This is a genomic window from Herbidospora yilanensis (genome assembly GCF_001570565.1).
Lineage (GTDB): Bacteria > Actinomycetota > Actinomycetes > Streptosporangiales > Streptosporangiaceae > Herbidospora > Herbidospora yilanensis.
In genome coordinates this window covers 92,395-118,374 of sequence record NZ_BBXE01000035.1, presented here as the reverse complement: position 1 = coordinate 118,374, position 25,980 = coordinate 92,395, and the positions used below count along the sequence as shown (strand labels likewise).

The 25,980-nt window shown below is 70.0% G+C and carries 22 protein-coding genes and 1 tRNA gene; 13 read left to right on the top strand and 10 right to left on the bottom strand.

Annotated elements, in window-relative coordinates:
• The first annotated feature begins 8 nt into the window (after window positions 1-8).
• Window positions 9-668, top strand: coding sequence for a response regulator transcription factor (locus AW273_RS27935; RefSeq protein WP_232327629.1), 660 nt, complete (start codon window positions 9-11; stop codon window positions 666-668).
• Window positions 665-1,861, top strand: coding sequence for a sensor histidine kinase (locus AW273_RS27930; protein ID WP_062354288.1), 1,197 nt, complete (start codon window positions 665-667; stop codon window positions 1,859-1,861). Before AW273_RS27935 ends, AW273_RS27930 begins: the two co-directional genes overlap by 4 nt.
• On the opposite strand, the gene AW273_RS27925 is transcribed toward AW273_RS27930, so the two are convergent.
• The 3 genes from AW273_RS27925 to AW273_RS27910 form a co-directional block, all read right to left on the bottom strand.
• Entirely contained in the window at window positions 1,794-2,648 is an 855-nt protein-coding gene (locus AW273_RS27925; RefSeq protein WP_232327628.1) for a sulfotransferase family protein, read from the bottom strand. The genes AW273_RS27930 and AW273_RS27925 overlap by 68 nt on opposite strands.
• Window positions 2,649-2,782: 134 nt before the next feature.
• The gene (locus AW273_RS27920; RefSeq protein WP_062354282.1) at window positions 2,783-4,132 is read right to left on the bottom strand and encodes a pentapeptide repeat-containing protein; all 1,350 of its coding nucleotides are present in this window, start codon (window positions 4,130-4,132) and stop codon (window positions 2,783-2,785) included.
• Window positions 4,133-4,995: 863 nt separating this feature from the next.
• Window positions 4,996-5,067: transfer RNA gene (locus tag AW273_RS27910), tRNA-Val, on the bottom strand.
• Window positions 5,068-5,524: 457 nt separating this feature from the next.
• Between AW273_RS27910 and AW273_RS27905 the strand changes: the two genes are divergently transcribed.
• Complete coding sequence (locus AW273_RS27905) at window positions 5,525-5,941, top strand: SsgA family sporulation/cell division regulator (RefSeq protein WP_061295511.1); 417 nt, start codon at window positions 5,525-5,527, stop codon at window positions 5,939-5,941.
• A 53-nt stretch (window positions 5,942-5,994) separates the two neighbouring features.
• Entirely contained in the window at window positions 5,995-7,386 is a 1,392-nt protein-coding gene (locus AW273_RS27900; RefSeq protein ID WP_062354276.1) for an LVIVD repeat-containing protein, read from the top strand.
• A 164-nt stretch (window positions 7,387-7,550) separates the two neighbouring features.
• Here AW273_RS27900 and AW273_RS27895 read toward each other — a convergent pair whose 3' ends face one another.
• Together AW273_RS27895 and sigJ are read right to left on the bottom strand one after the other, a co-directional pair.
• Window positions 7,551-7,919 (bottom strand): hypothetical protein, encoded by a 369-nt coding sequence (locus AW273_RS27895; RefSeq protein ID WP_062354272.1) that lies wholly within the window; start codon window positions 7,917-7,919, stop codon window positions 7,551-7,553.
• Complete coding sequence (sigJ, locus tag AW273_RS27890; protein ID WP_062354270.1) at window positions 7,913-8,755, bottom strand: RNA polymerase sigma factor SigJ; 843 nt, start codon at window positions 8,753-8,755, stop codon at window positions 7,913-7,915. Before sigJ ends, AW273_RS27895 begins: the two co-directional genes overlap by 7 nt.
• An 83-nt stretch (window positions 8,756-8,838) precedes the next feature.
• Here sigJ and AW273_RS27885 point away from each other — a divergent pair, with 83 nt between their 5' ends.
• Both AW273_RS27885 and AW273_RS27880 read left to right on the top strand, forming a co-directional pair.
• Window positions 8,839-9,324 carry a carboxymuconolactone decarboxylase family protein gene (locus tag AW273_RS27885; protein WP_062354426.1) on the top strand — a complete coding sequence of 162 codons (486 nt, stop codon included), beginning with the start codon at window positions 8,839-8,841 and terminating at the stop codon, window positions 9,322-9,324.
• A gap of 55 nt (window positions 9,325-9,379) precedes the next feature.
• A complete protein-coding gene (locus AW273_RS27880) occupies window positions 9,380-10,258 on the top strand; it encodes a DNA-3-methyladenine glycosylase family protein (RefSeq protein WP_062354267.1) in 879 nt (292 codons plus the stop codon).
• Window positions 10,259-10,430: 172 nt separating this feature from the next.
• Here the strand turns inward: AW273_RS27880 and AW273_RS27875 are convergent, their stop codons facing one another.
• Window positions 10,431-10,847, bottom strand: a complete 417-nt coding sequence (locus tag AW273_RS27875; protein ID WP_062354264.1) for a protein-tyrosine phosphatase family protein — start codon at window positions 10,845-10,847, stop codon at window positions 10,431-10,433.
• Between the two features lie 18 nt (window positions 10,848-10,865).
• Here AW273_RS27875 and AW273_RS27870 point away from each other — a divergent pair, with 18 nt between their 5' ends.
• The 3 genes from AW273_RS27870 to AW273_RS27860 are packed head-to-tail and all read left to right on the top strand — an operon-like array spanning window position 10,866 to window position 12,603.
• Window positions 10,866-11,855 carry a hypothetical protein gene (locus AW273_RS27870; protein WP_157556230.1) on the top strand — a complete coding sequence of 330 codons (990 nt, stop codon included), beginning with the start codon at window positions 10,866-10,868 and terminating at the stop codon, window positions 11,853-11,855.
• An 11-nt stretch (window positions 11,856-11,866) separates the two neighbouring features.
• Complete coding sequence (locus AW273_RS27865; RefSeq protein WP_062354258.1) at window positions 11,867-12,070, top strand: helix-hairpin-helix domain-containing protein; 204 nt, start codon at window positions 11,867-11,869, stop codon at window positions 12,068-12,070.
• The gene (locus AW273_RS27860) at window positions 12,067-12,603 is read left to right on the top strand and encodes an NUDIX hydrolase family protein (RefSeq protein ID WP_198168398.1); all 537 of its coding nucleotides are present in this window, start codon (window positions 12,067-12,069) and stop codon (window positions 12,601-12,603) included. Before AW273_RS27865 ends, AW273_RS27860 begins: the two co-directional genes overlap by 4 nt.
• 15 nt (window positions 12,604-12,618) lie before the next feature.
• Here AW273_RS27860 and AW273_RS27855 read toward each other — a convergent pair whose 3' ends face one another.
• From AW273_RS27855 to AW273_RS27845, 3 genes are all read right to left on the bottom strand, one after another.
• Window positions 12,619-14,505 carry a hypothetical protein gene (locus AW273_RS27855; RefSeq protein ID WP_062354255.1) on the bottom strand — a complete coding sequence of 629 codons (1,887 nt, stop codon included), beginning with the start codon at window positions 14,503-14,505 and terminating at the stop codon, window positions 12,619-12,621.
• 95 nt (window positions 14,506-14,600) lie between these two features.
• Window positions 14,601-14,918 carry a nuclear transport factor 2 family protein gene (locus AW273_RS27850; protein ID WP_062354252.1) on the bottom strand — a complete coding sequence of 106 codons (318 nt, stop codon included), beginning with the start codon at window positions 14,916-14,918 and terminating at the stop codon, window positions 14,601-14,603.
• A 74-nt stretch (window positions 14,919-14,992) separates the two neighbouring features.
• Window positions 14,993-16,447, bottom strand: coding sequence for an MFS transporter (locus tag AW273_RS27845; protein ID WP_062354250.1), 1,455 nt, complete (start codon window positions 16,445-16,447; stop codon window positions 14,993-14,995).
• A gap of 222 nt (window positions 16,448-16,669) precedes the next feature.
• Between AW273_RS27845 and AW273_RS27840 the strand changes: the two genes are divergently transcribed.
• From AW273_RS27840 to AW273_RS38875, 3 genes are all read left to right on the top strand, one after another.
• The gene (locus AW273_RS27840; RefSeq protein ID WP_157556228.1) at window positions 16,670-17,488 is read left to right on the top strand and encodes a hypothetical protein; all 819 of its coding nucleotides are present in this window, start codon (window positions 16,670-16,672) and stop codon (window positions 17,486-17,488) included.
• The gene (locus AW273_RS27835; protein ID WP_062354244.1) at window positions 17,463-18,638 is read left to right on the top strand and encodes a hypothetical protein; all 1,176 of its coding nucleotides are present in this window, start codon (window positions 17,463-17,465) and stop codon (window positions 18,636-18,638) included. The genes AW273_RS27840 and AW273_RS27835 overlap by 26 nt, the downstream gene beginning before the upstream one ends.
• A 182-nt stretch (window positions 18,639-18,820) precedes the next feature.
• Window positions 18,821-20,185, top strand: a complete 1,365-nt coding sequence (locus tag AW273_RS38875) for a chitinase (protein WP_062354242.1) — start codon at window positions 18,821-18,823, stop codon at window positions 20,183-20,185.
• 108 nt (window positions 20,186-20,293) lie between these two features.
• Here AW273_RS38875 and AW273_RS35845 read toward each other — a convergent pair whose 3' ends face one another.
• On the bottom strand, window positions 20,294-22,414 hold the full coding sequence (locus tag AW273_RS35845; protein ID WP_063910128.1) for a ThuA domain-containing protein: 2,121 nt from the start codon (window positions 22,412-22,414) through the stop codon (window positions 20,294-20,296).
• Window positions 22,415-22,854: 440 nt separating this feature from the next.
• On the opposite strand from AW273_RS35845, the gene AW273_RS27820 reads away from it, so the two are divergent.
• Window positions 22,855-25,980 carry a glycosyl hydrolase family 95 catalytic domain-containing protein gene (locus AW273_RS27820; RefSeq protein ID WP_198168397.1) on the top strand — a complete coding sequence of 1,042 codons (3,126 nt, stop codon included), beginning with the start codon at window positions 22,855-22,857 and terminating at the stop codon, window positions 25,978-25,980.

Here is a 25,980-nt window from a genome sequence, read left to right as displayed (position 1 = left end):
TTGGTTCTGTGGCACGTCGGCTGCTGCTCATCGAAGACGACCGAGAACTCGGCGCGCTCCTCGTCGAGATCCTCACCGACCACGGCTACGAGGTCGACCACGCGCTGGAGGGGCAACGCGGCCTCCACCTGGCGCTCAGCCGGGCCTACGACGTCCTGATCGTCGACCGGGGGCTGCCCGCCCTCGACGGCCTCGACCTGCTCCGCCGCCTCCGGCGCCGGGCCGTCACCGTCCCGGCGCTCTTCCTCACCGCCTTCGGCACCGTGCACGACCGCGTGACGGGCCTCGACGCCGGTGCGGAGGACTACCTGGTCAAACCCTTCGAGGTCGACGAACTCCTGGCCCGCGTGCGCGCGCTGCACCGCCGCCACGCCGACCACGCCGAAGTGCTCCCGCTCGGCCGCGCCTGGCTCGACCTCGGCGCCCAGGCGGTGTGCCTGCCCGACGGCGCGCAGGTGCCCCTCTCGGGCCAGGAGTGCCGCCTGCTCCGCGCCCTGGCCGTGCGCCCCCGGCACGTCCACACGAGGGCGTCGCTGCGCCGGGGCGTCTTCGACGGCGCCACCACCGAGTCGATCGTCGACACCTACGTCTACTACCTGCGCGGCAAACTCGGCTCAGAGGTGGTCAGGACGGTCCGCGGCGTCGGCTACCGGCTGGGCAGCCTGTGAACACGCTGCTGACCCGCGCCCGCCGCCGGGTGACCCTGCGGACCGCCGGGGCGATCTCCGTGCTGCTGCTCATCATGGGCGCCCTCGTCTACAGCGTGATGGTCGGCCAGCAGGACGCGGCGGCCCGCCGCGAGGTCCGGGCCGGGGTCGAACGCGCCTCCATCACCAGCCCGCCGCCCTGCCTGTGGCTGGTCGAGGCCGAGGGAGACACCCTCCGCCGCTCGCCGGGCGCGCCCGAGGCCCTCCCGTGGCGGGCCGGGATCAGGGCCGTCGCCCGCGACGGCGGGACCCGCGTCGACCGTGTCGAACTCGGCGGCCTCGACTACCTCGTCCGGACCGAACGGCGCGGCGACGTCATCCGCCAGGCCGCGCTCGACCTGCGCTACCAGGTCTCCGAACGCCGGCGCCTGCTGCACACCCTGATCGCCGCCGAGTTCGTCGCCCTGCTGGCCGCCGTGCTGATCGCCCACCTGATCGCCTGCCGCGCCATCGCCCCGCTCGGCGAGGCCCTGGCCCGCCAGCGCCGCTTCACCGAGGACGTCAGCCACGAACTGCGCACCCCCCTGGCCCGCCTGCACACCAGGGCCCAGCTCGTCTCGATCCGCCTCAGACGCGGTGAACTCCCGCTGGAGGACGTCGACCGCCTCGTCACCGGCACCCGCGAACTCGGCGAGGTCGTCGACGACCTGCTGCTCAGCGACCGCCTCCGCCGCCCCGTCGACCTGGCCACACTGGCCCAGGACCTGGCCGAGGCCGAGTCGCCCCGCGCCGAGGCCCGCGGCGTCACCATCGAGGTGCACCGCGAGAACGGCCCGACGGTCGTCAGCGGCGCCGCCCCCGCCCTCCGCCGCGTCCTGTCGGCCCTGGTGGACAACGCCCTCACCCACACCGCCCCCGGCGGCCGCATCACCATCACCCTCGCCTCCGCCGCCGACCGCGTCAGCCTGACCGTCGCCGACGACGGCGTCGGCCTGGCCCCCGGAGACCCCGCCCGCCTGTTCACCCGCCACGTGACGGAGAGCAGCGGCTACGGCCTGGGCCTGGCCCTGGTGAAAGAGGTCGTCGACGGCCACGACGGAATCCTGACGGTCGCCGGCGCCCCCGGCGAAGGCGCCGTCTTCACCGTCAGCCTCCCAGCCGACGCCGCCCGAGGACGAGCCGCCTCAGTTCCCGCCAGGGCCGCCGGCGGTTGAACTGGGTGCGATCGTTGACGTGCGGAAAGGGCACGTCGGGAACCGGCACCCCGAGGAACCGGCACAGCGGCTCCCACCCCTCCCGGCACTCGTACACGAGCAGCCGATCGGCCGGAACGGCCGCCTTGACCTCCTCGTTGTGCCGCAGGAAGACCTCGATGCAGTGCTCCCGGTCGTCCAGCCGCCCCCCGAACACCCGATCGGCGACCGTGGCCTTGGCCATTCGGGGAAACAGCGCCATCTCGGGCACCCGCCGCAACATCAGCCGGTGCAGCCACCGTTGCCACCGGGAATCGGGCTCATCGTTCTCGACCGCACGATGGAAGATCGTGTCATGGGCGCTCTCGTACCACCGGCCGGGATCGCGGACGGTCAGCACGACCTTGGCCTCGGGATAGTGGCCGGTCAGCTCCCGCCAGTAGGAGACGGCGGGAAAGTCGACGGCCGACCTGAACCCCTGGAAGATCGTGTCCCAGTCGGCCGTCCTCCCGTCGCCGACGTCGAGCCACTGACGGATCCGGCGGGGGTCTTCGACGACATCGGCCATGTGATAACAGGGCCCGAAGCCGAGGGTCTCAAGGGCCTCTTTGAGCGAGAGGGTGCAGGTCCGCCCGAAACCGGCGCCGATGACGTCCACGAGCAGCCTCCATGATGGGTTCCCCAAGATCGTCGCCGAATCGAGGGAGGCCGCCAGGACGCCACGCCGCACCTTGGCACTGGACACCCGGGAGTGAACGGCGAGCGGCCAGCCCTGCTCGACACCCGCGATCCGGCCCGCAGTCGGCATGACCGGCTCCGCTGGACAGTCGGTGGATCAGACGGCCACCTGTGATGCCGGTGGGCGGCATGGGGATCCAGCCGTCACGTCTCAGTCGGCTCGGAAGAAGATTGCTCCGCGAACACGAATGCTGTATGCCCTGCCTACCGGAGCCTGATATCGGGAACGCGAACTACTAGTGACATCCGGCTGTTCTCTGGTCTCTCGACATAGCCTAGGGGCCATATGTTCCCAAGCAGTTTCTGGACGACCCTGGCCCGGCTGAGATTCAGCTCGTCTCTCGAGGCGGACACGCCGCCGAAATTGACGAAGTCGCCGAACTCTGCCAGTTCGAAAGTCGTGTCGTTGAAAGTCGCATCCTTGAATATCGCATCCCGCTTGACCCGAAGTGAGGTGAAGTCCGCAGACTCAATGAATGAGGTGTCGCGAAACGTCGCCGCGCCACGGAAATCGCATGACACGAAACTGGCATGCTGGTGGAACCTGCAGTGGTCGAAATCTGTGTCCCCTCTGAAAACTGAGCGTCCCAGGTAGGCGGACCCGCCGAATGTCGTAGCTGAGAACGAGGCCGACCCGCCTACCTTGCTGCCCGAAAACCAGAAGTTTCCCTCCACTCGAGCATGCCTGAGGGAGAGACTCTCCTCGATGAGACATTCTTGCAACCGCACATCGCCAAGGAATTCCGCATCGTCAAATATCGCTGACCGGATGCACGCGTTATCCAGATCGAGATCCTTCAGCCGCGCCCCAGTCAGGTCGATCTCCATGTCCGGCCAGTAGTCCGTGGGCGGTTCCTGGTCGCGCCGGGGGGCCGGCCACGCGACATGACGGGAGATGACGTCCTGAGCGAAGACGTGCGCGTCGTCCACGGTCTCTCGGTAATCGTTCCTCAGATACTGGCACATGGCCCGCATGACCGCCTGTCTCTTCGAAGGGGACGACACCGCCAACTCTTCTAACATCTCCAATCCGCCCGTGCGTACCTGTACGTCGTCGTGCGTCAGGCGGGTTTTCGCCTCCAAAAAGAGCAGGGACCGATCCGGGCCCGAGGAGGTGTCGGACGACATTCGTCTCAGGAGCTTCTCCAGATGCTTTCGCTCCCAGTACAGAATGCGGAGGGGCTGCTCGCTCCTCCGGAGTGTGGCGATGTAGTCCTTGGCGGAATTCCCGAGTGCTCCGCTTGTCATGAACAGCAGCACATGGGCTTTCTCGTCACGCCCTTTCGAAGCGAGATGGAGCTTTTCCACCTCTAATTTTGAGATCGCGCGGAGCGTTGAATGCTTGCACTCGACGAACCAGCGCTCTTCGTATAGCGATCCGTCGGGATCTTCGCGTGGATATATGGCGATGATATCGACTCCGCCGTCGGCCGTACTGGCACTCGTGTTGCTTCCCTTCCTCCAGTCCACCTTGAAGCCCATGAAACCGAGAAGGTCGACGCAGAATTCTTCAAATTCGACGGGGGTCAGGTCGCTCAGCGCATGCTTCTCCATGGATGAAAACCTAGCACTCGCCGATAAGGCCGACTATTCATGACACTGGCGCATGCTAGCCATATCGGTGCTCTGTAGCGGAATGAATCCGGTCGGCAGGACGAGTCGAGCTGAGCAGACTTCAGGGAGCAACTTCGTGACCCGCCAAGTGTCGGTATCCAAGCACCAAGCGGCGATCTTGGCATGCTCGGCCTGCTTGGCGAACTGCCCGGCGGTGACGAGCCGGGCCGTGCCGGCCCTGTACTGACGCACGTCTATACGACCTGTGACAGCCAGCAGAGGACGCCAACCGCTCACGCCCAGGAGTTGCCGACGCTCGGCAAGCGTCGTCTTATTGATAGAGGCGCGGTGTAGCTCAGATGAACAAGGACGCGCTAACGGAGCTTGGCAGGCGGGGGCCCCGACCGGGCAGGCACCGCTAACTCGTCCACAGCGGTTTCGGCGCGTTCGATCATCTCCCGGCCTACGTCACGGGTACTTGCCTGATGAGCGAGACCCATAACGTCGATCTCGTCGCCTCGCCACCTTGTTCGACGCGTGGCAGCCTCAAACAGTGCGGCTTCCGATAGAGACGACACCCGGAAGGAATCTTTGGGCCGGTACTGGCAAATCGGCGAGCGAAGCGAGAGCCACCCGGGCGAAGCGAGGAATTCCAGGGAGCGCGAAGGGCAGAGCCCTTCGCAAGGAGCGAAAGCGACCCGGAGCGAAGCGACGCCAGGGGCGCGCAAGCGCGCCAGAGGGAGCGCGAGGGGGCGACAGCCCCTTCGCATCGGGGGGTTCGGGGGGTCGTCCCCCCGTGTAAACGACGAAGGAGACCCGGGGAAAGCGGCAAAGCCGCTGACCACAGGTCTCCCTCTCCAGAGTGGGCGATACTGGGATCGAACCAGTGACCTCTTCGGTGTGAACGAAGCGCTCTCCCGCTGAGCTAATCGCCCGGGATGATCGTTCCCCTGCGGGGCCCGACAGCAAGAACCATACCGCACTCCGCCCCCTCCACGCGAAGCGAAGCCCGAGTCGCGGGCCGTCCAACCCCTGGAGTCCCCGCCGTGTCTCGGGTCTGTCCCCGCATCGTCATCGAAAGGTTCTCCAGGAACGGGCGGCGTGGCGGTCTGTTGGCATAGCATCGTGATGCTCCACACTCGACCAATAAGCACCACCTGAAGCCCATCCACGTCTCGGAGGACACGCAAAACCATCGCAAACACCGGGTTGGTTATGGTGTTTGTGCAGGTAGATGCCAAAATGTCTGGCTGTGCTGTGCGTTACAGAACGGCCGGACGGCGGAATCTTCCCTGCAAGGTTTCTTCGTTCCGCGTCATAGCTCGGGACGTGGTCCGTCTGAGCAGTGAAAGCCCCGCAGGGGGTCCCGACGACGAAAAGGTTTGGCTGACGATGAACAGCACCACCGTCTCTGCCGAGCTGGGCCTTCGGCTTGTCGTCCCAGACCGCACGACCGTCCCGCTGCTGGCGGGGTTGAGCTACACGGCCGAAGATCCTTACGCCATCCGCATGGCCTTCCACGTCGGGAACGACGAGCCGGTCGAATGGATCTTCGCGCGCGAGCTGCTGACCGTGGGAATCGTCCGGCGGGTGGGCGACGGCGACGTCCAGGTGTGGCCGGCCCGGTCCGACGGGGAGCGCACGCTCCACATCAGCCTGACCTCGCCGTTCGGGCAGGCGTTGTTCGAGGTGCCGCTGGCGCCGCTGACCGAGTTCCTCCACCGGACCTACGAGCTCGTGCCGGCCGGGCGTGAGGTCGACTTCATGGATCTCGACGAAGAGCTGACCAACATGCTCTGGAGCTCGTGAAACCGTTACGCATTCCCCACGTAACCGGGCCATCCGTGCCATAGCGTTCCCCCATGAGGCGGATCTTCGGCGTCCTGGTGGTGGCCCTCTTAGCGACCGGGTGTTCTTCTGGCGGTGAGCCTCCTCCCGAGGTGTCCCCGCAAGCGGCGGCCTCCTCGCCGGCGGCGGCCGGGCTGGGGGTCGACGCGATCGATCACAGCGACAACGTCAGGGTCGTCGCGAACGTCCCTCTTGAGGCGCCTTTCGACGGTGACGAGGCGTGGGGGACCGATCTCGCCTTTCAGGGCGATTACGCGTTCGTCGGAAACTATGCCGGGTTCACGATCGTCGACATCTCCGACCCGGAGAAACCCTCGGTCGTCTCCCGTACGGTCTGCGAAGGCGGCCAGAACGACATCTCGGTCACCGGGAATCTGCTGTTCCTTTCCGTCGACTACCCCCGAGACGACGAATCGTGCGTCTCCCGGGATTCGGACGAAGGCGCCGCCGGGGCGTGGGAGGGCGTGCGCATCTTCGACGTCTCCGACAAGAAGCAGCCGAAGTATGTGACCTCTGTTCGTACCGAATGCGGATCGCACACCCATGCGGTGCTGCCGGGCGACAAGACCGTGTACGTCTACGTCGCCTCCTCCGGGCCCGTGCCCGACTCCGTGACCTGCCCGCCGCCGCACGCCGCCATGGACATCATCGAGGTGCCCGTGGACGCCCCCGAGACCGCCCGGGTGGCCGCCCGGCCGCCGGTGTTCGGGAAGCGGCCCGTCACGGAGGGCTCGGAGTACGAGGAACCGCGTGGTTGCCACGACGTCACCGTCTATCCGGAGCGGAAACTCGCCGCGGGGGCCTGTTTCGGCGACGGCGTGCTGATGGACATCTCCAATCCTCTGTTGCCGCGGGTTCTCCAGGTCGTACAGGACCCGAATTTCGCCGTGTGGCATTCGGCCACCTTCAACAACGACGGCACGAAACTGGTGTTCAGCGACGAACTCGGCGGCGGGGCCTCGGCGACCTGCGACAAGGGCACCGGGGTACAGGAGGGCGCGAACGCCATTTACGACCTGACGCCCGAGAACACCCTTGAGCGGCGCGGCTACTTCAAAATCCCCCGGGTGCAGACGAGCGAGGAGAACTGCGTCGCCCACAACGGGTCGCTGATTCCGGTGCGGGGCAAGGACATCATGGTCCAGGGCTGGTATCAGGGCGGCGTCTCGGTGTGGGACTTCACCGATTCGGCGAACGCCCGCGAGATCGGCTATTTCGAGCGGGGGCCGCTGCGGCCGGGGCTCAGCCTGGGCGGGTCGTGGTCGGCCTATTACTACAACGGGTTCATCTATTCGAGCGACATCACCAAGGGGCTCGACATTCTGGAGATCAACGACCCGTTGACCGATCCGGCCAAGAGCGTCAAGATGACCGAACTCAACGTGCAGAGCCAGCGGAGTTATTGATGAGCGGCCGTCCGTCCCCGAATGGCCCGGCGGCTGGTGGGAGGCGGGCGCCGGTGTCGTCTACTTCGAGTCGGCCGAGATCTGCGTGAGCAGCCTCTACGGGGTGGAATTCGTCGCCTATCTCCATCTGGGCAGGACGGAGAGCCGGTGGAACTTCCGGGTGTTCAGGCCTGACGGCCAGGACGAGGCCTACCTGGTTCAGTTCTGGCCCGGCTGAGCTGGACGAGGCTCAGGCCGAACATCAGCACCCCCAGCGGCACGTGCGCGACCACCACCCCCGCGATCCCCAACGCCACCTGGGCGAGCGTCAGGGCCAGGAAGAGGGCGGCGGACAGGATCGGCCGGGGTGAGGCCCCGCCCGGTCGCCACTGGGCGATCGTCACGATCACGTGCACGACCGCGACGGTGAACATCGTGTACGCCGACGCGCTGTGCAGGGCCAGTCCGCTGGGCGTGGTCAGCAGGAGGCCGGCGGTGATCGGCGCGATGAAGAGCACCAGCGTCCGCACGGCGATCAGGACGTTCGTCACCATGGCCGCAGCTTCTCCGGGTTGCGGACCGCCCAGATGCGGGTGATCCGGTCGCCGGCCACGTCGAACGCCAGCACGGTCACGGTCACGCCGTCCTGGCGCATCACCAGGCCGGGCTGGCCGTTCACGGTGCGCTCCAGGAGGGTCAGGCCGGGCAGTCTCCCGGCGAGTTCGGCGGCGTAGCGGACGACCTGGTCGACGCCCTCGATCGGCCGCAGCACCGCTTCGACCAGGCCGCCGCCGTCGGCGGTGACCGTCACGGCGGGGTCGAGCAGGGCGACGAGCGCCCCGATGTCGTGGGCCTCCCACGCCCGTTTGAAGGCCCTGACCACGTCGGCGCGGTCGGTCGCGGGGACCGATGGGACGGCGGCGACGCGGCGGCGGGCCGAGGAGGCGAGCTGGCGGCAGGCGGCGGGACTGCGGCCGACGATCTCGGCCACTTCGGCGAAGGAGTGGCAGAACACGTCGTGCAGGATGAACGCGACCCGTTCGGCCGGGGTCATCGATTCGAGCACGACGAGGAAGGCCATGCTGACCGACTCGTCGAGGGTGACCCGGTCGGCCGGGTCGCCGGGCTGGTCGGGCACCGGTTCCGGGATCCACTCGCCCACGTAGCGTTCACGCCGGACCCGCGCCGAGCCCAGCAGGTCGAGGCAGACGCGGCTGGCCACGGTGGTCAGCCACGCCCCCGGTGAGGCGATGGCCCGCTGCCGGTCGGGTGGCAGCGCGTACCAGCGCGCGTAGGTCTCCTGTACGACATCCTCCGCGTCCGCCAGGGAGCCGAGGAGCCGGTAGGAGAGGTTGATCAGATGTCGTCGTTCGTTCAGTTCGACTGTCACGTCGCCCCCTTCACCTCACTCGACGAGACGGCCGCCCGGAATGTGAGGCCTCACATTCCGCGTCGTCACGTCGTCGGGTGACCATGACCGAACTTCAGTCCCGCCTGCCCGATCCGATGCGGTTCTTCCCCGGCATGGGGGCGATCGCCGCCGGAATGTCCAAGGCGGTCCACAACGGCACGATCCCCGACAGTACCGTCTACCTGGTGCATCTCCGCGCCGGGCAACTGGCCGGGAGCACCTACCACACGCTCCGGCAGACGGGGAATCTCCGCGAGGCCGGGGAGCCGGAGGACCGCATCACCGCCGTGGCGTCGTGGCGCGACGCGACCTGCTTCACCGAGGCCGAACGGGTCGCGCTGGAGCTCGTGGAGGCCGTGCTGACACCCGGCCCCGGCGTGCCGGACGAGCTGTTCGCGCGGGCGTCCGCGCACTACGACGACCACGCCCTCTGGACGCTCACGGTCGCGATCGGCCAGATCTGCTTCTTCATCCCCGTCGCGCTGATCGCCCGGCCGATCCCGGGCAGGCCCGTCGGGCAGAACTACAGCCCGCTCAGCAGGCGGTGAAGCCGGCGTCGCCGCCGGCGGATGAAACCGGGCCCGTGCCCCCTACGATGCCGAGATGACCACGCACGGATTCACGCTGACCGCCCGGGGCGCCTTCGACTTCGCCGCCACGCTGCGGTTCGTCGGGGAGTGGCCGGCGGCGACCACGTTTCCGTCCGAGGGCGGGACCCTGCGGTTCGGCTACTGCGCCGAACACGACTGGCTCCCCGTGGGGGTCGCCGTCACCGCGGCCCCCGGCGGGGTGCGGGTCGAGACCACCCGGCCCGCCGGGGCCGCCCTGCGCGCCGAGGTGGCGCGGATCTTCTCGCTCGACGTCGACGGAGCCGGCTTCGAGCGGGTGGGGGACGCCGATCCCGTGCTGAAGGATCTCCGGGCGGCCCACCCGGGGCTGCGGCCCGTGTGTTTCTGGACGCCGTGGGAGGCGGCCGTCTGGGCGGTGATCGTGCAGCGGTCGTCGATGGTCGTCGCGCGGAGCCTGAAGGGGCGAATCTCGGAGCGGTTCGGCGCGCGGATCGTCGTCGGCGACGCCGAGCACGCCGTCTTCCCGCCGCCGATCAGCCTGGTCGACGCCGAGGGGTTCGGGCTGCCCGCCCAGAAGGAGGAGTGGATCCGGGGGCTGGCGAGGGCGGCCCTCGACGGGATGCTGACGACCGAATACCTGCGGAGCGTCCCGCCGGAGGAGGCCCTGGCGGAGCTCCGGGCGCTGCCGGGGGTGGGGCCGTTCTCGGCCGGGCTCATCCTCATCCGCGGGGCGGGGGCCCCCGACGCCTTCCCCGGCGACGAGCCGAGATTGTTCGCGCTGCTCAGGGAGGCCTACGGGCTGCCGGAGGACACGCCGCCGAAGGAGTTCAGGCGGCTGGCCGACACCTGGCGGCCGTTCCGGTCGTGGGCGTCGTTCCTGTTCCGGACGGCCACCTACCGCGACACCGAATAACGCGGAACCGTCGGTGGCGTGCGGCAGGATCTCCCTCGACCCCCCGGAGCCGGAGAACCCGCCATCCGCGACCGGTGACGCGTAGGAGCCGGTCGCCCGACCGCGCGGGTCGGCCGAGTCTCCGGCCCTCGGACGGGGCGACTCCGCCGAAGCAGACCGCCTGCTTCGGGCCTCACAGGGTGGCGAAGCGGCGGATCCAGCGGCGTTGCCACGGGGTCTCCACCGCCTTCCGGTGGTGGTTGGCCCTCACCCACGCCACCGCCTCGTCCGGGTCCAGGCCCGTCAGCGTGGCCAGGCAGGCCAGCACCGTCCCGGTGCGGCCCACCCCGCCCCCGCACGCCACCTCGACGTCGGCTCCGCCGGCGGCCCGGTCGTACAGGCCGCGAATCGCCGTGGCCGCACGGGCCGGGTCGGAGGGCAACCAGAAGTCGGGCCAGCGCACCCATTCGGAGGGCCAGGGCACCTGCGGGGGCCGGCCCACGACGTACAGGCCGAAGTCGGGGAGCGGGCCCGGGGGCAGCGGGTGGCGGAGTCCGCGGCCCCGGATCCGGGTGCCGTCCGGCAGGAGAAGAGCGCCGTGCAGGGTCATGGGGAATATTGTGGGCGGATGCGGGCAATCATCGCGGTCTTATTGGCGGCCTCCGCCACTCCCTGGCAGGTCGCCCAGGTCGTCCACTTCCCCGGAGACGACGTGTTCGCCGACGTCGCGGTCACGGCCGACGGCACCGTCTGGACCGCCGGGCACCGGTCCGTGAACGGGCGCCGCCAGGGGTTCGTGCAGTCGCTCAAGGGCAAGGCGAGGAAGACGCTGCCCGGACGGCTGCCCGAGTTGTCGGCGGTCGCCGCCTCCGCGGGCCGGGTCTGGGCCTTCGGGCCCGACCGGGCTTACGCCTGGAACGGGCGCGCCTGGACGTCGTGGTCGCTTGGCACGTTCCGGGCCGCCGACGCCGAGACCGTCTCCGCCCGCGAGGTCTGGGCCGTCGGCGGGAACACTTCGCGGCGCTGGACGGGGTCGTCGTGGAAACGCCACCCCGTCCCGGGCACCGCCCAGGCCGTGGACGCCGGAGGGGGGCACGTCTGGGCCGCCGGGAGCGGCGTCTTCCACTGGTCGGGCAAGGCCTGGCGCAAGGTGCCGCTGCCCGCGATCCCGCTGCCGACCGAGGACGCCACCGCCACCTTCATCGACGTCGCCGTCCTCGGCGCGCGCGATGTGTGGGCCGTCGGCGGGGTCTCCTGGGAGGGGGCCGATGCCGAGGGCGACGACGTCACCTTCTCCCGGCCACTGGCCGTGCACTGGAACGGCTCCCGGTGGCGGATGACGCTCGGGGCGACGCAAGGGCAGCCGTACACGGAGGCGGAGCCGGACGGCAAGGGCGGGGTCTGGATCGCGCAGGGCGGCTGGAACCCGCGTTTCTGGCAGGTCAGGGGCACGAGCTGGGAAAGCGTGCCGCTGCCCCGGCCCAAGGGGTACGACGCGTCGCTGGCCGCCGTGGCGCGCCGGCCGGGCACCTCGCAGGTGTGGGGCGCCGGGTTCACCTCACCGGAAGGGGACCCCGATGACCCCGGAGCCAATGCCACACTCTGGCGCGTCTCGTAGCATCGGCACCCATGACCGAACTCCCGACGATCGGCCGCCCGGCGAACCGCGCGCTGGCCGAGGCCGGCTGCCGCACCCTCGAAGACGTCACCCGGTTCACGGCCAGGGAACTGCTCGCGCTGCACGGGATGGGGCCCAAGGGCATCCGCGTGCTCACCGAGGCGCTGACCGCCGCCGGACTGTCGTTCCGCGATCCCGATAAGATCGAGCGATGACCGAAATGACCGAAACCGCGGCGGGCTGGCTGTCACCCGAGGAGCTCTCGCTCATGCGCGAGCGCCTCCCGATCCTCTACGTCGACGCCGTGCCGGTCCGCGCCGACGAGAACGGCGTGGTCACCCACGTCGGCCTGCTGCTGCGCATCGGCGCCGACGGCACCGTCAGCCGCGCGCTGGTCTCCGGGCGGGTCCTCTACGGCGAGCGGGTCCGCGACGCGCTGCTGCGGCACCTGGAGAAGGACCTCGGCCCGGTCGCCCTGCCCCGCGTCCCGCTGTCGCCCCAGCCGTTCACCATCGCCGAATACTTCCCCACCCCGGGCGTGACCCCCTACCACGACCCGCGCCAGCACGCGGTGTCGCTGGCCTACATCGTCCCGGTCGCCGGCGACTGCGCCCCCCGCCAGGACGCCCTCGACCTGGAGTGGTTCACCCCCGAGGAGGCGGCCTCCCCGGTCGTCCAGCAGGAGATGACCGGCGGCCAGGGCACCCTGCTGAAGCAGGCCCTCGCCCACGTCGGCCGGATCGTCTGACCGCCGGTCACGCGGTCATCGCGGGTGGTAGCCGCACCGGGCCCCGGTCTTCACCGTCGCCCGCAGTTCCGCCGCCACCGCCTCGTCGAGCTCCTCTATCCGGGCCAGAGCCCGGCGGATCGCCTTGCCGACCGCCACTCTGGCCCGTTCCCCGTCGCCGGCGAACGCCCGCGACCGGCCCCCCAGCCCGGTCGCGGCGGCCAGCTCGCCCGCCAGCCACGCGTGTTCGGCCCGTAGCGCCGTCGCCCCCGCCGTGTCGGTCAGCGCCTCGCGTTCCTCGATCGCCTCCTGGAGCCGGGCCAGCCGGGCCTCGTAGGCCCGGCGCGCCGTCGTGTCGAGCACCGGCTGGTCGGGGGGCTGGCCGGGGACGCCGGCCAGGTCGGCGGCGGAGACCTCCCGGCCCGGGTTGGCGATCAGGACCGCCAGGTGGCCCATGCCGACGCTGTGTTCCACGACGACCGACCGGCCGCCGAGGTCGAGGCGCCAGTGGCGGCCGTGGCGGCGGGCCGTGGCCGACCACGGCCCCGGGGAGCGGCGGACGACCGGGGCCGGGAGGTCCATGCCGAGTTCGGCGGCCTCCTTGGTGGCCAGTTCCAGTTCCCGCAGCGCGCCGTCGTCGTCGGGGCCGTGACGCAGCGCCAGGGCGTGGCCGAGCCGCCAGCGGGACAACACGGTGGCGGGCCAGTGGCCCAGGGCCAGGTTGTCGCGGACGGCGCAGCGGAAGTGGCCGATCGCCCGGTCGGGGCGGCCCAGGGTCAGGCTGGCCACCCCGAGCGGATGGTGGGCCGAGCCCAGGCAGGTGACCCCCAGGCTGGCGATGACCGGGCTGCCCTCGTGGGGACTGAGCAGGTCGTAGACCTCGGCCGAGGCGGTCTCGTCGCCGAGGAGGTGGGCGGTCTCGGCGACGCCGTACATGGTGTAGAGCCAGGAGCTCGACCGGGGCAGGGCCGCGAGGTCGCGGCCCCGGATGCGGGCCAGCATGCCGGCCGCCAGGCGGTGTTCCCCGGCGGTGGCGGCGGCGACGGCCAGGCCGGCGAAGTAGCTGTTGTCGACCGCGCTCAGCACGGGGGAGTCGGCCTGGTCGTGCATCAGATCGGTCAGTTCGGCGATGCGGCCCTGGAACCAGCGGATGGTGCCGAGCTGGCCGCCGTACCAGCCGGCGGCGTCGCGGTCGCCGGCGGCGGTGCCGCGTTCGGCGCTGGCGGTGGCGAGGTTCTCGGCGTGGGCGAAGCGGCCCTGGCGGATGGCCAGCATCACCCGGATCGCGCTGGCGATGAACCCGGCCGCCAGGTGGGGGCTCCGGTCGAGCAGGGCCTCCAGTTCCCGCAGGCCGCGTTCGGCGTGGGGGTCGCCCAATAAGAACAGGTCGACGGTACGCCACATCACCCCCATGACCATGTCGCCGCGGCGGCCCGTGCGTCCGGCGTGCCCGATCAGCTCCTTGGCCAGCGCGAGCCGGGTCTGGCCGTGGTCGGGGCCGAGCAGGCAGTGGTGGGCCAGGCTGAGCGCCTCGACCAGGGCGACCGGCTCGTCGGCGGTCCTGGCCTCGGCGAGCTCCAGCATGATCGCGTGGTGGGTGCCGTGGCGGTAGTCCTCCTCGCCGGCCAGCCGGATGCGGAGCCGCCGCGCCAGGTCGGAGCCGGGTTCGGCGGCGGCCAGGGCCTGCCACTGGCGGGTGCGCACCGTCGACTCCGCCTCGGCGGTGCGGTGCTCGTGCACCCACACGCCGCCCAGCCCCAGGGCCGACCGGGCCATCCCCTCGTGGTCGCCGTCGCCCTCCGCCCCACGCCAGGCCGGCTCGAACCACTGGCGGGCCGCCCGTAGATCCCCCTCGGTGTGCAGTGCGTGTTCCCCGGCCGCCAGAGCCGTGCCCCGTCCCCGGCGGTCCCCCTCGTGGGCCATCCGCGCTCCTTCTCGTACGTTTCATCGCGTACGCGAACAAGTGATAGACCTTCCGCTTGCACCGCCCTTTCCCGGCGCTTGACCGACGTCCCCCGTCAGGTGATGTCAAGCCGGTCGATAAGGGTGTCGTGCGTGCGGAACGTCAGGGTGCCCGGCCCGTTGTAGCCGTCGCCGGACACGGTGACCGCGACAGTGGTCGATTCGCCCGTGGTGCGCGCCCCCGTGACCACGATCTTCGTGCGGGCGCCGATGTGCTCCCGCGTGTTCCATTCGGCGATCCGGTCGCGCCCCTCGAACGTGCGGCCGAAATCGTTGACGACGGCGTCCTCGGCGAACGCCCCCAGGAGAGCGTCGTCGTCGCCCCGGTTGGTGGCGTCGATCATCTGCTGGATGGCGGGCAGAAGCGGATCCATCGCGGTCCTCGCAGTGTGGTCGGGTGATGTGTCCTTGTGGGCCACATCCCCCGCTGAGGAGGACGATATGCCGGTTACGAGGGGCGGTGAACGTGGCCGGCCGCCATACCCGCCGCTTCTTTTGTGGGGGTGGCGTACGCCACACTTCGCCGCCGCCCGGGGACGAACGCCATGATCAGCGCCGCCAGCATGGCGGCCGCCGCTCCCAGGACGAACGTCAGCTTGAATCCGTCGAGGGTCGGCACGAGGACCCCGGCGAACGGCTGGGTCATGTGCGCCAGCGCCACGCCGACCACCGCGCTGGCGGTGGAGGTGCCCACCGAGCGCATCAGCGCGTTGAGGCCGTTGGCGGCGGCGGTCTCGGTGTGCGGGACGTTCGCCATGATCAGCGCCGGGATGGCGGCGAACGCCAGGGCCATGCCGGTCGAGGTGATCATGCTGACCACGATGAGCTGCCAGGGGGCGCTCAGCAGCCACAACGCGGCGACGTCGCCGGCCGCGAACAACAGGGCGCCGGTCATCAGCGACACCTTGGCGCCCTTCCAGGCCGACAGCTTGGCCGACAGGGGCGACACGAAGATCATGACCAGGCCGCCGGGCGCCATGCACAGGCCCGCCACGAGCATCGACTGGCCGAGCCCGTGGCCGGTGGCGGCGGGCAACTGGAGGAGCTGCGGGATGGCGAGCGCCTGGGCGTACATGGCGAAGCCGATCGCGATCGAGGCGATGTTGGTGAGCAGGACCGGACGCCGCGCGGAGGTGCGCAGGTCGACCAGCGGCCCCGGGCGGCGCAGCTCGTAGACGCCCCACACGGCCAGGATCACCAGGGCCGCGCCGAACAGCCCCAGCGTCAGCGGCTCGCCCCAGCCCCAGTCGCCGCCCTTGGTGATGGCCAGCAGCAGGCAGAGCAGCCCGGCGGTCAGCCCGATCGCGCCGGGGAAGTCGATCCGGCCGCCGCTGCGGTCGCTCGACTCCGGCACGAGCGTCCACACCATGATCATGGCGATCAGGCCCAGCCCGGCGGCGCCCCAGAACAGCAGGTGCCAGCTCGCGTTCTGGGCGATGGCGGCGGCGGCCGGGAGGCCGAGCGCGCCGCCGACGCCGAGGGAGGAGCTCATCAGGCCCATGGCGGAGCCGAGCCGCTCGGGGGCCAGTTCGTCGCGCATGAGACTGATGCCGAGCGGGATCACCCCGGCAGCGCACCCCTGGAGCGCCCGGCCGACGATCATCGGCACGACCGAGGAGCTGAGCGCCCCCACCACCGACCCGGCGACCAGCAGCGCGAGGCAGATCAGCAGCAGCCGCCGCTTGCCGAACATGTCGCCCAGCCGCCCGGTGAGCGGGGTCGCGATGGCGCCCGCCAGCAGGGTGGCGGTCAGCACCCACGTGACCGAGGCGGCGTCGGTGTGGAGGTACCGCGGCAGCTCGGGCACGATCGGGATGACGATGGTCTGCATCACCGAGACCACGATCCCCGCCGACGCCAGTGCTGTGATGATCGCGCCGCCGCGGCGAGCTGGGGGAGTCACGTGGTGCCTTTCCGTGCAGATCGAATTGCATCCTATTCATGTCACTTTTGCACGGTTCGGCCCGGGCCCCTCCATGTTGGCCGATCGGCTGTCTTTCCGCAGGGAACACCTGGTGAACATCCTCACCAATGCCACCAAAAGCAATCAGGTCGTGAAAAGTACTTAAGTCAGCTGTAGTCTTCTGTCGACAATTCGAATACTTCCGTACGGGTGGGAGGGGTCGTGGCCGACGTACTCACGGAATCTCGCCGGAGCGTGGCCGCCCGTTGGCGGGACGGCCTGTTACAGGGGAGCCGCCACGGACAACGCCACTGGGCGACCAGGACGGTCTACTACGCGGCCTGCCGCGAGGTGGCCGAGGCCGGTGGCCGGGTCGGCAAGGAGGTGCTGGACGTGTCGGGGGGCTCGACCAGCACGTTGTACACGGTCGTGGGACCGAGGGCGCGTCATTCGCTGGCGGCGGCCTACGACGGGGGGCTGCCCGACTGCTTCGGGCGGGTCGACGCGCTGACCGAACTGGCGCGCGAGACCGTGGTCTGGACTTTCTGGCCCTATCGCGATAGCTGGCTACAGATGCTGGAGTCAGGACCGGGCGGGCGGATGGCCGCCGCCGAGGGGCTGGTGCTGGCGGTGGCCGACTTCGCCGCCGACCACCCGGGCCTGCTGCGGGCCACCGGGCTGGAGCCGCCGGTCTGCGCGGTGGAGGACCTCATGACGGTCTTCGGTCCCCGGGCCACCGCGCGCGACGTCTTCTGCCTGCTCCAGAACGTGATCATCGACGCGACGCGCGGGCTGCACGTGCCGGCCGAAGTGGTCCTCGACGGGGTGCGGCCCGCGCTGGAGTCGCGGATCCCGGCCGTGGAACGCGCCACCGAGCCGCTGCCCGCGCTCGCCGACGCCGTCGTGGCGGTGTTGTCGGCCCGGCTCGACCCGCCGGAGCGGACGGCCGCCGCCGACCTGCTCGAAGCCGCCGCCGACGCGCTGCGCCGGACCATCAGGACGGAGGGACGGGAACGTGACAACGGCCCCCGCGCGGCCTGACGGGCCGGCCCAGCCGGCCGGCCACTCCTGGATCGCCCGCCTGCGCGCCATCGTGCGCGCGGGCGGCCCGTCCGCCGCGGCCGAACTGGGCGACCTGCTCGGCAGCGCCCGCGCCCACCTGGGCGCCGCCCACCCGACCACCCTCCGCGTCGCCGCCGCGGCCGAACGGGAACTGAGCCGCACCCGCCAGGTGGACGAGACGGTGGCCGCCTGGTCGGCCGCGCACGCCGAGGCGGGCGTCTCCCTCGGCCCCGACGACCCGGTCACCATGGAGATCGCCAGTGCCCATCTGCGCTGGCTCGCCCGCCGGGCCCGCCCCGACGACCTGCGCCGGGCGCTCACCGCCCAGCGCGCCGAACTCGCCCGCCGCCACGAGACCCTGGGCCGCCACGACCACTGGACCGGCGTGGCCCGGACCGACCTGGTCGTCACGCTCCTGACCCTGCCGCTGCTCGACCCGGACGCCCGCCGGACCACCGCGGAGGCCGCCGAGCTGGCGGCGGAGGAGTCGGGCCGCCGCGCCGCCGTCCTGGGCGGCGACCACCTGCTCACCTGGGAGGCCCGCGCTTTGGAGGCCTCCGCCCGGCTGGCGGCGGCCGGAGCGGGGGCGACGGCACGAGCGCGGCCGGAGAACGGGCCGGAGCCGGGTGCGAAGGCGGCACGCGAAAACGGCCCGGGAACGGGGCAGGGTGTTCAAACGGCTCTCAGCGCGGGCTCGGGGCCGGGTGGAGGAGTGGCGGCTGACGCCGGTTCACGAGCGGGGGCCGGGCGGGCCGGGAGTATGGGGGAGGCCGCGGAACACGCGCTGACCGTGGCCGAGGCCTGCATGTCGCTCGGGGGGCCGCTCGACGCGGGGCGGCAGATCCGGGCGGCGCTGCTGACGGCCGAGGCGCACCTCGCGGCCGGTCGGCCGGGGGACGCGGAGCGGGCGGCGCGGCTGGCGGCCGGGTTGTCCGCGGTCCGGCCCCGGCCGTGGTGGGGCGGGGCCGATCCCGGGCGGCCGTGGGTGGTGATCGCCCGGACAGGGGCCCGGGCGGACGCCGCCGGCCATGCCGCCCGCGCCTTGTCGGAACGGTCCAGGTGGTTCCCGGCAGACAGCCTGTGGCGCGTGGAAGTGACCAGACTTCTCCACGCTCTCGATGGGCGGTGATGACAGGAGAGCGCATTCCCGCAGTTCAACCGCTTCCGAAGGCGATCGGCGGGTGAATTAATTCGGAAACTTTCCTATTGACAGGGGTCTGTAGGAGGGTGTTCCATCCGAGTTAATTTAAGAGGAGAAGCAACGGCCGGGCTCTCCTCTCCCCGTACTCGCCCGTCGGAAAGAGACCCCCCATGCGCCTCCGCTTACTGTTGCGCGCCGGAGCCGTGCTGAGCGCCGCCGCGCTCGTGCTCACCGGTGTCGTCGCGGCCCCCGCCCAGGCGGCGGTCGGGCAGATCACCGGATTCGGCGGCAAGTGTGTCGACGTCGCCGCCGCCAACCCCGCCAACGGCACCACCATCCAGCTCTACACCTGCAACGGCACCAACGCCCAGCAGTGGACGACCGGCCAGGGCCAGACCATCCGCGCCCTCGGCAAGTGCCTCGACGTCGCCGCCGCCGGCACGGCCAACGGCACCCGCGTGCAGCTCTACGACTGCAACGGCAGCGCCGCCCAGAACTGGACCCCGCAGGCCGACGGCACCCTGCGCGCCCTCGGCAAGTGCCTCGACGCCACCGGCAACTCCTCGGCCGACGGCACCCCGCTCCAGATCTGGGACTGCTTCGCCGGCGCCAACCAGCGCTGGACCCTCCCGACCGGCGGCGGCAACCCCGACCCCGGCAACCCGGCCAGGTTCCCCGGCACGCCCTACCTCTACCTCGGCTGGGGCAGCCCGCCCAGCGCCACCTCGATCATGAGCCAGACCGGTGTGCGCTCCTTCACGATGGCCTTCATCCTGTCCGGCGGCGGCTGCGTGCCGCGCTGGGACGGCCAGCGCCCCCTGACCGGCGGCACCGACCAGTCGACGATCAACGCCATCAAGGCCGCGGGCGGCCAGGTCCAGATCTCCTTCGGCGGCTGGTCCGGTAACAAGCTCGGCCCGAACTGCTCCACCCCGGACGCCTTCGCCGGCGCCGTGCAGCAGGTCATCAACGCCCACGGGCCGAACGTGGTCGACTTCGACGTCGAGAACACCGACGAGATGGGGAACTACACCGTCCAGGACCGCATCCTCAACGGCATCAAGATCATCAAGCAGAACAATCCGAACGTCCGCGTCGTCGTCACCATCGGCACGAGCCAGTCCGGCCCGGCCGGCGCCGAGGCCCGCTTCCTCCAGCAGGCCCGCGCGCTGAACGTGCCGATCGACAACTACACCCTCATGCCGTTCAACTTCGGCGCCTCCAACATCTACAACGCCACCGTCAGCGCGTCCGAAGGGCTGAAGAACCAGCTCAAGTCCCTGTGGGGCTACACCGACGCGCAGGCCTACGCCCGCATGGGCATCTCGGGCATGAACGGCTACTCCGACAACAGCGAGGTCACCACGGTCGCCACCTGGACCCAGATCCGCGACTGGGCCCGCGCCCGCGGCCTCGGCCGGCTGGCCTTCTGGTCGGTCAACCGCGACCGCCCCTGCTCGGGCGGCCTGAACGACACCTGCTCGGGCGTCGCCCAGGCCAACTGGGACTTCACCCGCGTCACGGCCGGCTTCTAGCCCGGAGCCCCGCAACGGGGAAGTCCCCCTCGTCCCCGGGACGAGGGGGCCACTCCCATCCACGAAGCCCCCCTCGCCCGCAAGACGAGGGGGGCCGCTCTCATGCGTCTACGAGCCGTAGACGTCGAACTCCCAGAGCGAGTAGCCCCAGGCGGTGGCCCGCTGGGTGCCGTAGACCCGCACGTAGCGGCCGGCGCCGTTGACCGTCAGGTCGTCGACGCCGCCGTCGGAGGCGGTCTGGGTGGAGACCGTCGTCCAGGTGCTGTTGTTCGTGGACGTCTCCACGCGGTACTGCCGGCCGTAGGCGGTCTCCCACTGGAGACGGACTCGGTTGATCGTACGGGTCTGGCCCAGGTCGACCGTGATCCACTGAGGGTCGGCGTAGGCCGAGCCCCAGCGGGTCGCGGTGTCGCCGTCGACCGCGTTGGCGCCCGCGTGCGCGCTGCCGGGTTCGACGCTGGAGACCGTCACCGGACGGCTCCGGGAGAGCAGGGCCGGCCCGCCGGTGGCGGGGGTTCCGTAGACGTTCAGGTCCCACAGCGAGTAGCCGTAGGCGGTGAGGGCGCGCTGGGTGCCGTGGATCCGGACGTAGCGGCCCGTGCCCGAGACGGTGAGGTCGTCGATCTCGCCGTCGGAGGCGGTCTGCGTGGAGACCGTCGTCCAGGTCGTGTTGTCGGGGGAGACCTCCACGCGGTACTGCCGCCCGTAGGCCGCCTCCCAGTTCAGGCGGACCCGGCTGAGGTGGTACAAGGCCCCCAGGTCGACCGTGATCCACTGCGGGTCGGCGTAGGCCGAGCCCCAGCGGGTGGCGGTGTCGCCGTCGACCGCGTTGGCGGCCACGTGAGCACTCCCGGGCTCGACGCTGGAGGCGGTCGCGATCTTGCCCCGGGCCAGGTCGGCCGGCTGCGGCGGCGGGGTGGTGGCGTCGCCCTTGATCCGGATGTCGCGGTAGTTGACGTCCAGGCCGGCGCCGTCGTTCTGCAGGCCGATGTAGCCGTTCTGGATCGCGCGGGAGCTGGTGTAGTCGTTGATCTTGACGCCGTTGAGCCAGATCTCGATGCGGGTGCCGGTCACCTTGATCTCGTAGGCGTTCCACGTCCCCGGCGGGTTGAGGGCGGCGTCGCGGAGCGCGGCGTCGGGGGCCGACAGGCCGTAGACCGAGCCGGTGGTGCGCGAGGGGTCGGCGTCGGTGGCGTCGATCTGGATCTCGTGGCCCTGGTCGACCGGTTTCCACGGGTCGCCCTGCGGGTCGGGGAAGCCGATGAAGACGCCGCCGTTGTCGTCGCCCGGCATCATCCAGTCGGCCTTGAGCGAGTAGTCGGCGAAGGTGGAGACCGGATACCAGAGCAGGCCCATGCCGCCGAACGAGGTCAGGGTGCCGTTCGCCAGGGTGAAGCCGCCGGGTCCCGCCTGCCGCCACCGGTCGAGGCCGGCCTGGGTGCCGTCGAAGAGCGGGGTGTAGCCGGTCTCGGGGCGGCAGTCGGCCGCCCGGAACCCGGCCGCGATCTGGATGCCGCCCAGGAGCATCTGCCGGAAGCCGGCGTCGGCGAAGGTCTCCTGCGTGTGCCCCATGCCGGTGTACCAGCTCCGGCCGCCGCCGTAGTTCTGGCACCAGGTGATCGGGTGGTCGCTGCCCATCGAACCGCCGCTGTACGTCGATTCGTCGAGCGAGGCGAGCACCCGCGCGACCGAACGGGGGTTGGTGCGGTAGTCGTACCACTCGTCCAGACGGGTCCAGGTCCGCGGCAGGTGCGAGGTCGACACGTTCGACCGGTCCTCGACCTTGACCACGGCGTTCTGGGTGGCCGGGTGACTCGCGAAGTAGGCGCCGACGAGGCCGCCGTACCAGGACCAGTCGTATTCGGTGTCGGCCGCGGCGTGCACGCCGACGTAGCCCCCGCCGCCGGCGATGTACGACTGGAACGCGGTCTGCTGGGCCGCGTTCAGCACGTCGCCCGTGGTGGAGAGCCAGACGACCGCCTGGTACTGGGCCAGGTCGGCCGTGGTGAACTGGGCCGCGTCCTCGGTGGCCGTCACGGTGAAGCCGTTGGCGGCGCCCAGCTGCTGGATCGCGGCGATCCCCGTGGGGATCGAGTCGTGCCGGAACCCGGCGGTCTTGCTGAAGACGAGGACCTTCGTGAGCGGTGCCGCGCCCGCGGCCGTCGGCACGGCGGAGAGCGCGCTCCCTAACAGGACCGCCCCGAGCAGCGCCATGAACAGTCGGCGCATCGTGACTCCTAACTGTGCTCGCGAGAGCGCGCGCCGACCGCTACCCGAATGGTGAATTCGAAAGGCACGCGGAGCCACTCGCGTGCGGGTGCTCCGAAAGGCTCGCACACCTGAAGGACACCGTCAACGGACGATAACGATCTCAAGACATCGGAGGTATTTGGGACCGGTCCGACCGAGTTTCTTCTCGTAACCGACATAAAAAGCGGCTGATCGCTGGTCTGTGAAGCAGAGGTGGCTATTGACGCCCGAAGACATCCAATGTTAACTGCGCCTGACAGTTCCGACTTGGTAACAGTGCGAGTCGGGCCTGTGCCTGTGCAGAGGGGCCGTCGGGCTGTCCCATACCGGTCGCCGATCGCCGGTGAGGGGGCCCGGCGGCTCCCCTGCCGGAGGGACGCACCCCCTGAATCCGCTGTGGTGACCAGGAGATCGATGACATGAGATTTCTGAGAGCGCTCCCCGCATTAGCGCTCGTCGGCGGGCTGGCGGCCGGGGGAGTGGTGACGGCGCCCGCGCTGGCGTCCACGACCGACCACGCCTTCGACCAGTCGGCCGGGGCCCTGAACGTCAACCGGGCGGGCTATCTGTCCAAGCACGACATCGTCTACAACCGCCCGAACACCAACCCGAACTACGGCCTGACGGTCGGCAACGGCAGGACCGGCGCCATGGTCTGGAGCCAGAACGGCATGACCATGCAGGTCTCCGGCGCCGACCTGGCCCAGCAGTCGACCTACGCGGCCGGCACGCTGACCCTCAACACCAGCCCCGGCCTGGACACCGGCTACACGACCTACCAGCAGCGCCTCAACCTGTACGACGGCACGCTGACCACCAAGTACGACAACAACCGCACCGTGACGATCCTGGGCCAGCCCGGCTCGGAGGTCATGGGCATCCGCGTCGAGGACACCCGCGGCGGGCTCGGCACCACCACGGTCGACCTCGGCCTGTGGGACCCGAACACCGTCCAGAACATCGCCGACACACCCGACCTGAACACCTGGCGCACCGTCCAGACGTTCAACGACTCCTCGGTCGCCGGGTTCAGCCGGGGCCAGACCGACGCCAACGGGTTCGGCTACACCTTCGCCGCCACCGTCGAGGGCGCGAACTACTCGACCTCGACCGTCAACGGGCGCACCGTCCGGCTGAGCATCACCGCCGACAACGACTACACGATCTGGTTCACCGCGGCCTCCCGGAAGAACGCTCCCTCGGCCAACTCGGTGCAGCAGGCGCGAAATCAGCTCACCAATGTGAAGTCGGCCGGAATCGGCGCCACGCTCACCGGCTTCAAGAACTTCTGGCACGACTTCTGGGGCAAGTCGTTCGTCCAGTACGGCGGCAGCGCCGACAACGACTACCTGGAGAACTTCTACTACCTGAGCAACTACATCGTCGCGGCGGGCGGGTACGGCAACTACCCGTTCCACTTCATCAACGGGGTCTTCCGTGCCACCGGAGACCAGTCGAAGTGGTCCAACGCCTATTGGTACTGGAACATGCGCCACGTGTACTACTCGTTCTACGCGTCCAACCACATCGACCTGATGGACGTGTTCAACAATCTCCATTCGCGCAATTACCACGCGCTGAAGTCGTACACGCAGACCAGATACGGCATCGACGGCATCTGGCTCCCGGAGACCTACGGCTGGGACGGCAACGCGCGCGGCACCGTCAATTCCGACTACACCAAGAACACGATGTCGACCGCCGCCGAGGCCGCGTACAACATGTACCTGCGCTACCGGTACACCAACGACGCGACCTACCTGGCGAACACGGCCTACCCGTTCATGCGCGAGGCCGCGAAGTTCTACCGGAGCTTCGTGTCCCGTGACGCCTCGACCGGCCAGTACTACATCGCCAACTCCAACGCCCATGAGACGTACTGGAACGTGCGGAACGCCCTTACCGACCTGACCGCGATCCGCAGCCTGTTCCCCGTGACGATCCAGGTGGCGCAGCAGCTCGGCGTCGACGCGAGCCTGCGGACCGAGTTGCAGAACATCCTGAACAACCTGGTGCCCTACTCGGTGGTCAACAACGCCTACCAGCCGCACCAGCCGCCGATCTCGCAGACCCGCAACAACGAGAACGTCGCGGCGGAGATGATCTGGCCGTACAACCTGACCGGCATCGGCTTCCCCGACTACCAGACGGCGCTGAACACCTGGAACGTGCGTCCGCACCCCTACGGCAACGTCTGGGCCAACGACGCCGTGCAGGCCGCCCGCCTGGGCCTGGGCGACCAGGCCTTCCAGGGCATGAAGACGATGGCGCAGCGGTACCAGAACTACCCGAACAGCTTCACCAGCAACACCAACGGCGTGTTCGAGTACCACGGCGTGCACATGGCGGCGATGAACGAGTCGCTGATGCAGTCGTACAACGACAAGATCCGGGTCTTCCCGGCCGCGCCGAGCGGTTCCTCGTTCATCGGGAAGTTCTCGCTGCTGGCCAAGGACGGCTTCATCGTGTCCTCCGAGCGCGAGGGCGACGAGACCAAGTACGTCGGCATCAGGTCCCTGTACGGCAAGCAGGCCACCGTGGTGAACCCGTGGGGCACCCAGCAGGTCCGCGTCCGCCGCACCTCCGACAACGCGATCATCACCACCGGCTCGGCCGCTGAGATCAGCTTCGCGACCGCCGCGAACACGGTCTACGTGGTGGAGCGCACCGGCAAGCCGCTGTCGGCCTACAGCCAGACCCAGCTCACCGGCACCGCCAACCAGGCGGCCAAGTCGCTGAGCGGCACCGCCTCCACCCTCGGCATCAACGGCGGCGGCACCCCGGGGCTGGTCAACAACACCGAGCTCACCTACGACGCGAACTGGCACCTGACCACGGGCCGAGGCTACGGCGACCACAACGACGACACCCACCACAGCACCACCGTCAACGCCGCCGCGACCTACACGTTCACCGGCACCGGCATCGAGATCCTCTCGGAACGGTTCTCCGACATGGGCAACGTCGACGTCTACATCGACAACGTGTTCCAGCAGAACGTGAACCTCTACCAGAGCGGCGCCCGGCAGGCGCAGCAGGTCGTCTACGGCAAGACGGGCCTGTCCAGCGGCCAGCACACGCTCCGGGTGGTCAACAAGACCACGTCGGTCGGCATGATCGACGCGGTCCGGGTGATCACGGGGTCGACGCCGGCCAACACGTACACGCTGCGGTCGCGGGCCAACAACCTGTTCGTCTCGGCCGCCGACGCGACCACTCCGCTGATCGCCGGTAAGACGACGGCCGGGGCGACCGAGCAGTTCGTCCGGGTCGACCTGGGCGGCGGCAACATCGCGCTGCGCTCGGTGGCCAACAACCTCTATGTGACCAACCAGGGCGGCGGCAACGTGCCGCTGCTGGCCGACCGGCCCTCGGCCGGGTCGTGGGAGACCTTCGCGGTGGTGACCAACGGCGACGGCTCGATCTCGCTTCGGGCCACGGTGAACAACCAGTACGTCTGCGCCGAGGGCGGCGGGTCGCAGAACCTCGTCACCAACCGCGCCGCGATCGGACCATGGGAGCAGTTCGATCTGATCCCTGTCTAG

What these genes read in the sequence shown, in the direction of transcription:
- AW273_RS27925 (WP_232327628.1), bottom strand. Translation starts at nt 2,648, where the DNA reads ATGCCGACTGCGGGCCGGATCGCGGGTGTCGAGCAGGGCTGGCCGCTC.
- AW273_RS27920 (WP_062354282.1), bottom strand. Translation starts at nt 4,132, where the DNA reads ATGGAGAAGCATGCGCTGAGCGACCTGACCCCCGTCGAATTTGAAGAA.
- AW273_RS27905 (WP_061295511.1), top strand. Translation starts at nt 5,525, where the DNA reads ATGAACAGCACCACCGTCTCTGCCGAGCTGGGCCTTCGGCTTGTCGTC.
- AW273_RS27900 (WP_062354276.1), top strand. Translation starts at nt 5,995, where the DNA reads ATGAGGCGGATCTTCGGCGTCCTGGTGGTGGCCCTCTTAGCGACCGGG.
- AW273_RS27895 (WP_062354272.1), bottom strand. Translation starts at nt 7,919, where the DNA reads ATGGTGACGAACGTCCTGATCGCCGTGCGGACGCTGGTGCTCTTCATC.
- AW273_RS27885 (WP_062354426.1), top strand. Translation starts at nt 8,839, where the DNA reads ATGACCGAACTTCAGTCCCGCCTGCCCGATCCGATGCGGTTCTTCCCC.
- AW273_RS27880 (WP_062354267.1), top strand. Translation starts at nt 9,380, where the DNA reads ATGACCACGCACGGATTCACGCTGACCGCCCGGGGCGCCTTCGACTTC.
- AW273_RS27875 (WP_062354264.1), bottom strand. Translation starts at nt 10,847, where the DNA reads ATGACCCTGCACGGCGCTCTTCTCCTGCCGGACGGCACCCGGATCCGG.
- AW273_RS27870 (WP_157556230.1), top strand. Translation starts at nt 10,866, where the DNA reads ATGCGGGCAATCATCGCGGTCTTATTGGCGGCCTCCGCCACTCCCTGG.
- AW273_RS27865 (WP_062354258.1), top strand. Translation starts at nt 11,867, where the DNA reads ATGACCGAACTCCCGACGATCGGCCGCCCGGCGAACCGCGCGCTGGCC.
- AW273_RS27860 (WP_198168398.1), top strand. Translation starts at nt 12,067, where the DNA reads ATGACCGAAATGACCGAAACCGCGGCGGGCTGGCTGTCACCCGAGGAG.
- AW273_RS27855 (WP_062354255.1), bottom strand. Translation starts at nt 14,505, where the DNA reads ATGGCCCACGAGGGGGACCGCCGGGGACGGGGCACGGCTCTGGCGGCC.
- AW273_RS27850 (WP_062354252.1), bottom strand. Translation starts at nt 14,918, where the DNA reads ATGGATCCGCTTCTGCCCGCCATCCAGCAGATGATCGACGCCACCAAC.
- AW273_RS38875 (WP_062354242.1), top strand. Translation starts at nt 18,821, where the DNA reads ATGCGCCTCCGCTTACTGTTGCGCGCCGGAGCCGTGCTGAGCGCCGCC.
- AW273_RS35845 (WP_063910128.1), bottom strand. Translation starts at nt 22,414, where the DNA reads ATGCGCCGACTGTTCATGGCGCTGCTCGGGGCGGTCCTGTTAGGGAGC.
- AW273_RS27820 (WP_198168397.1), top strand. Translation starts at nt 22,855, where the DNA reads ATGAGATTTCTGAGAGCGCTCCCCGCATTAGCGCTCGTCGGCGGGCTG.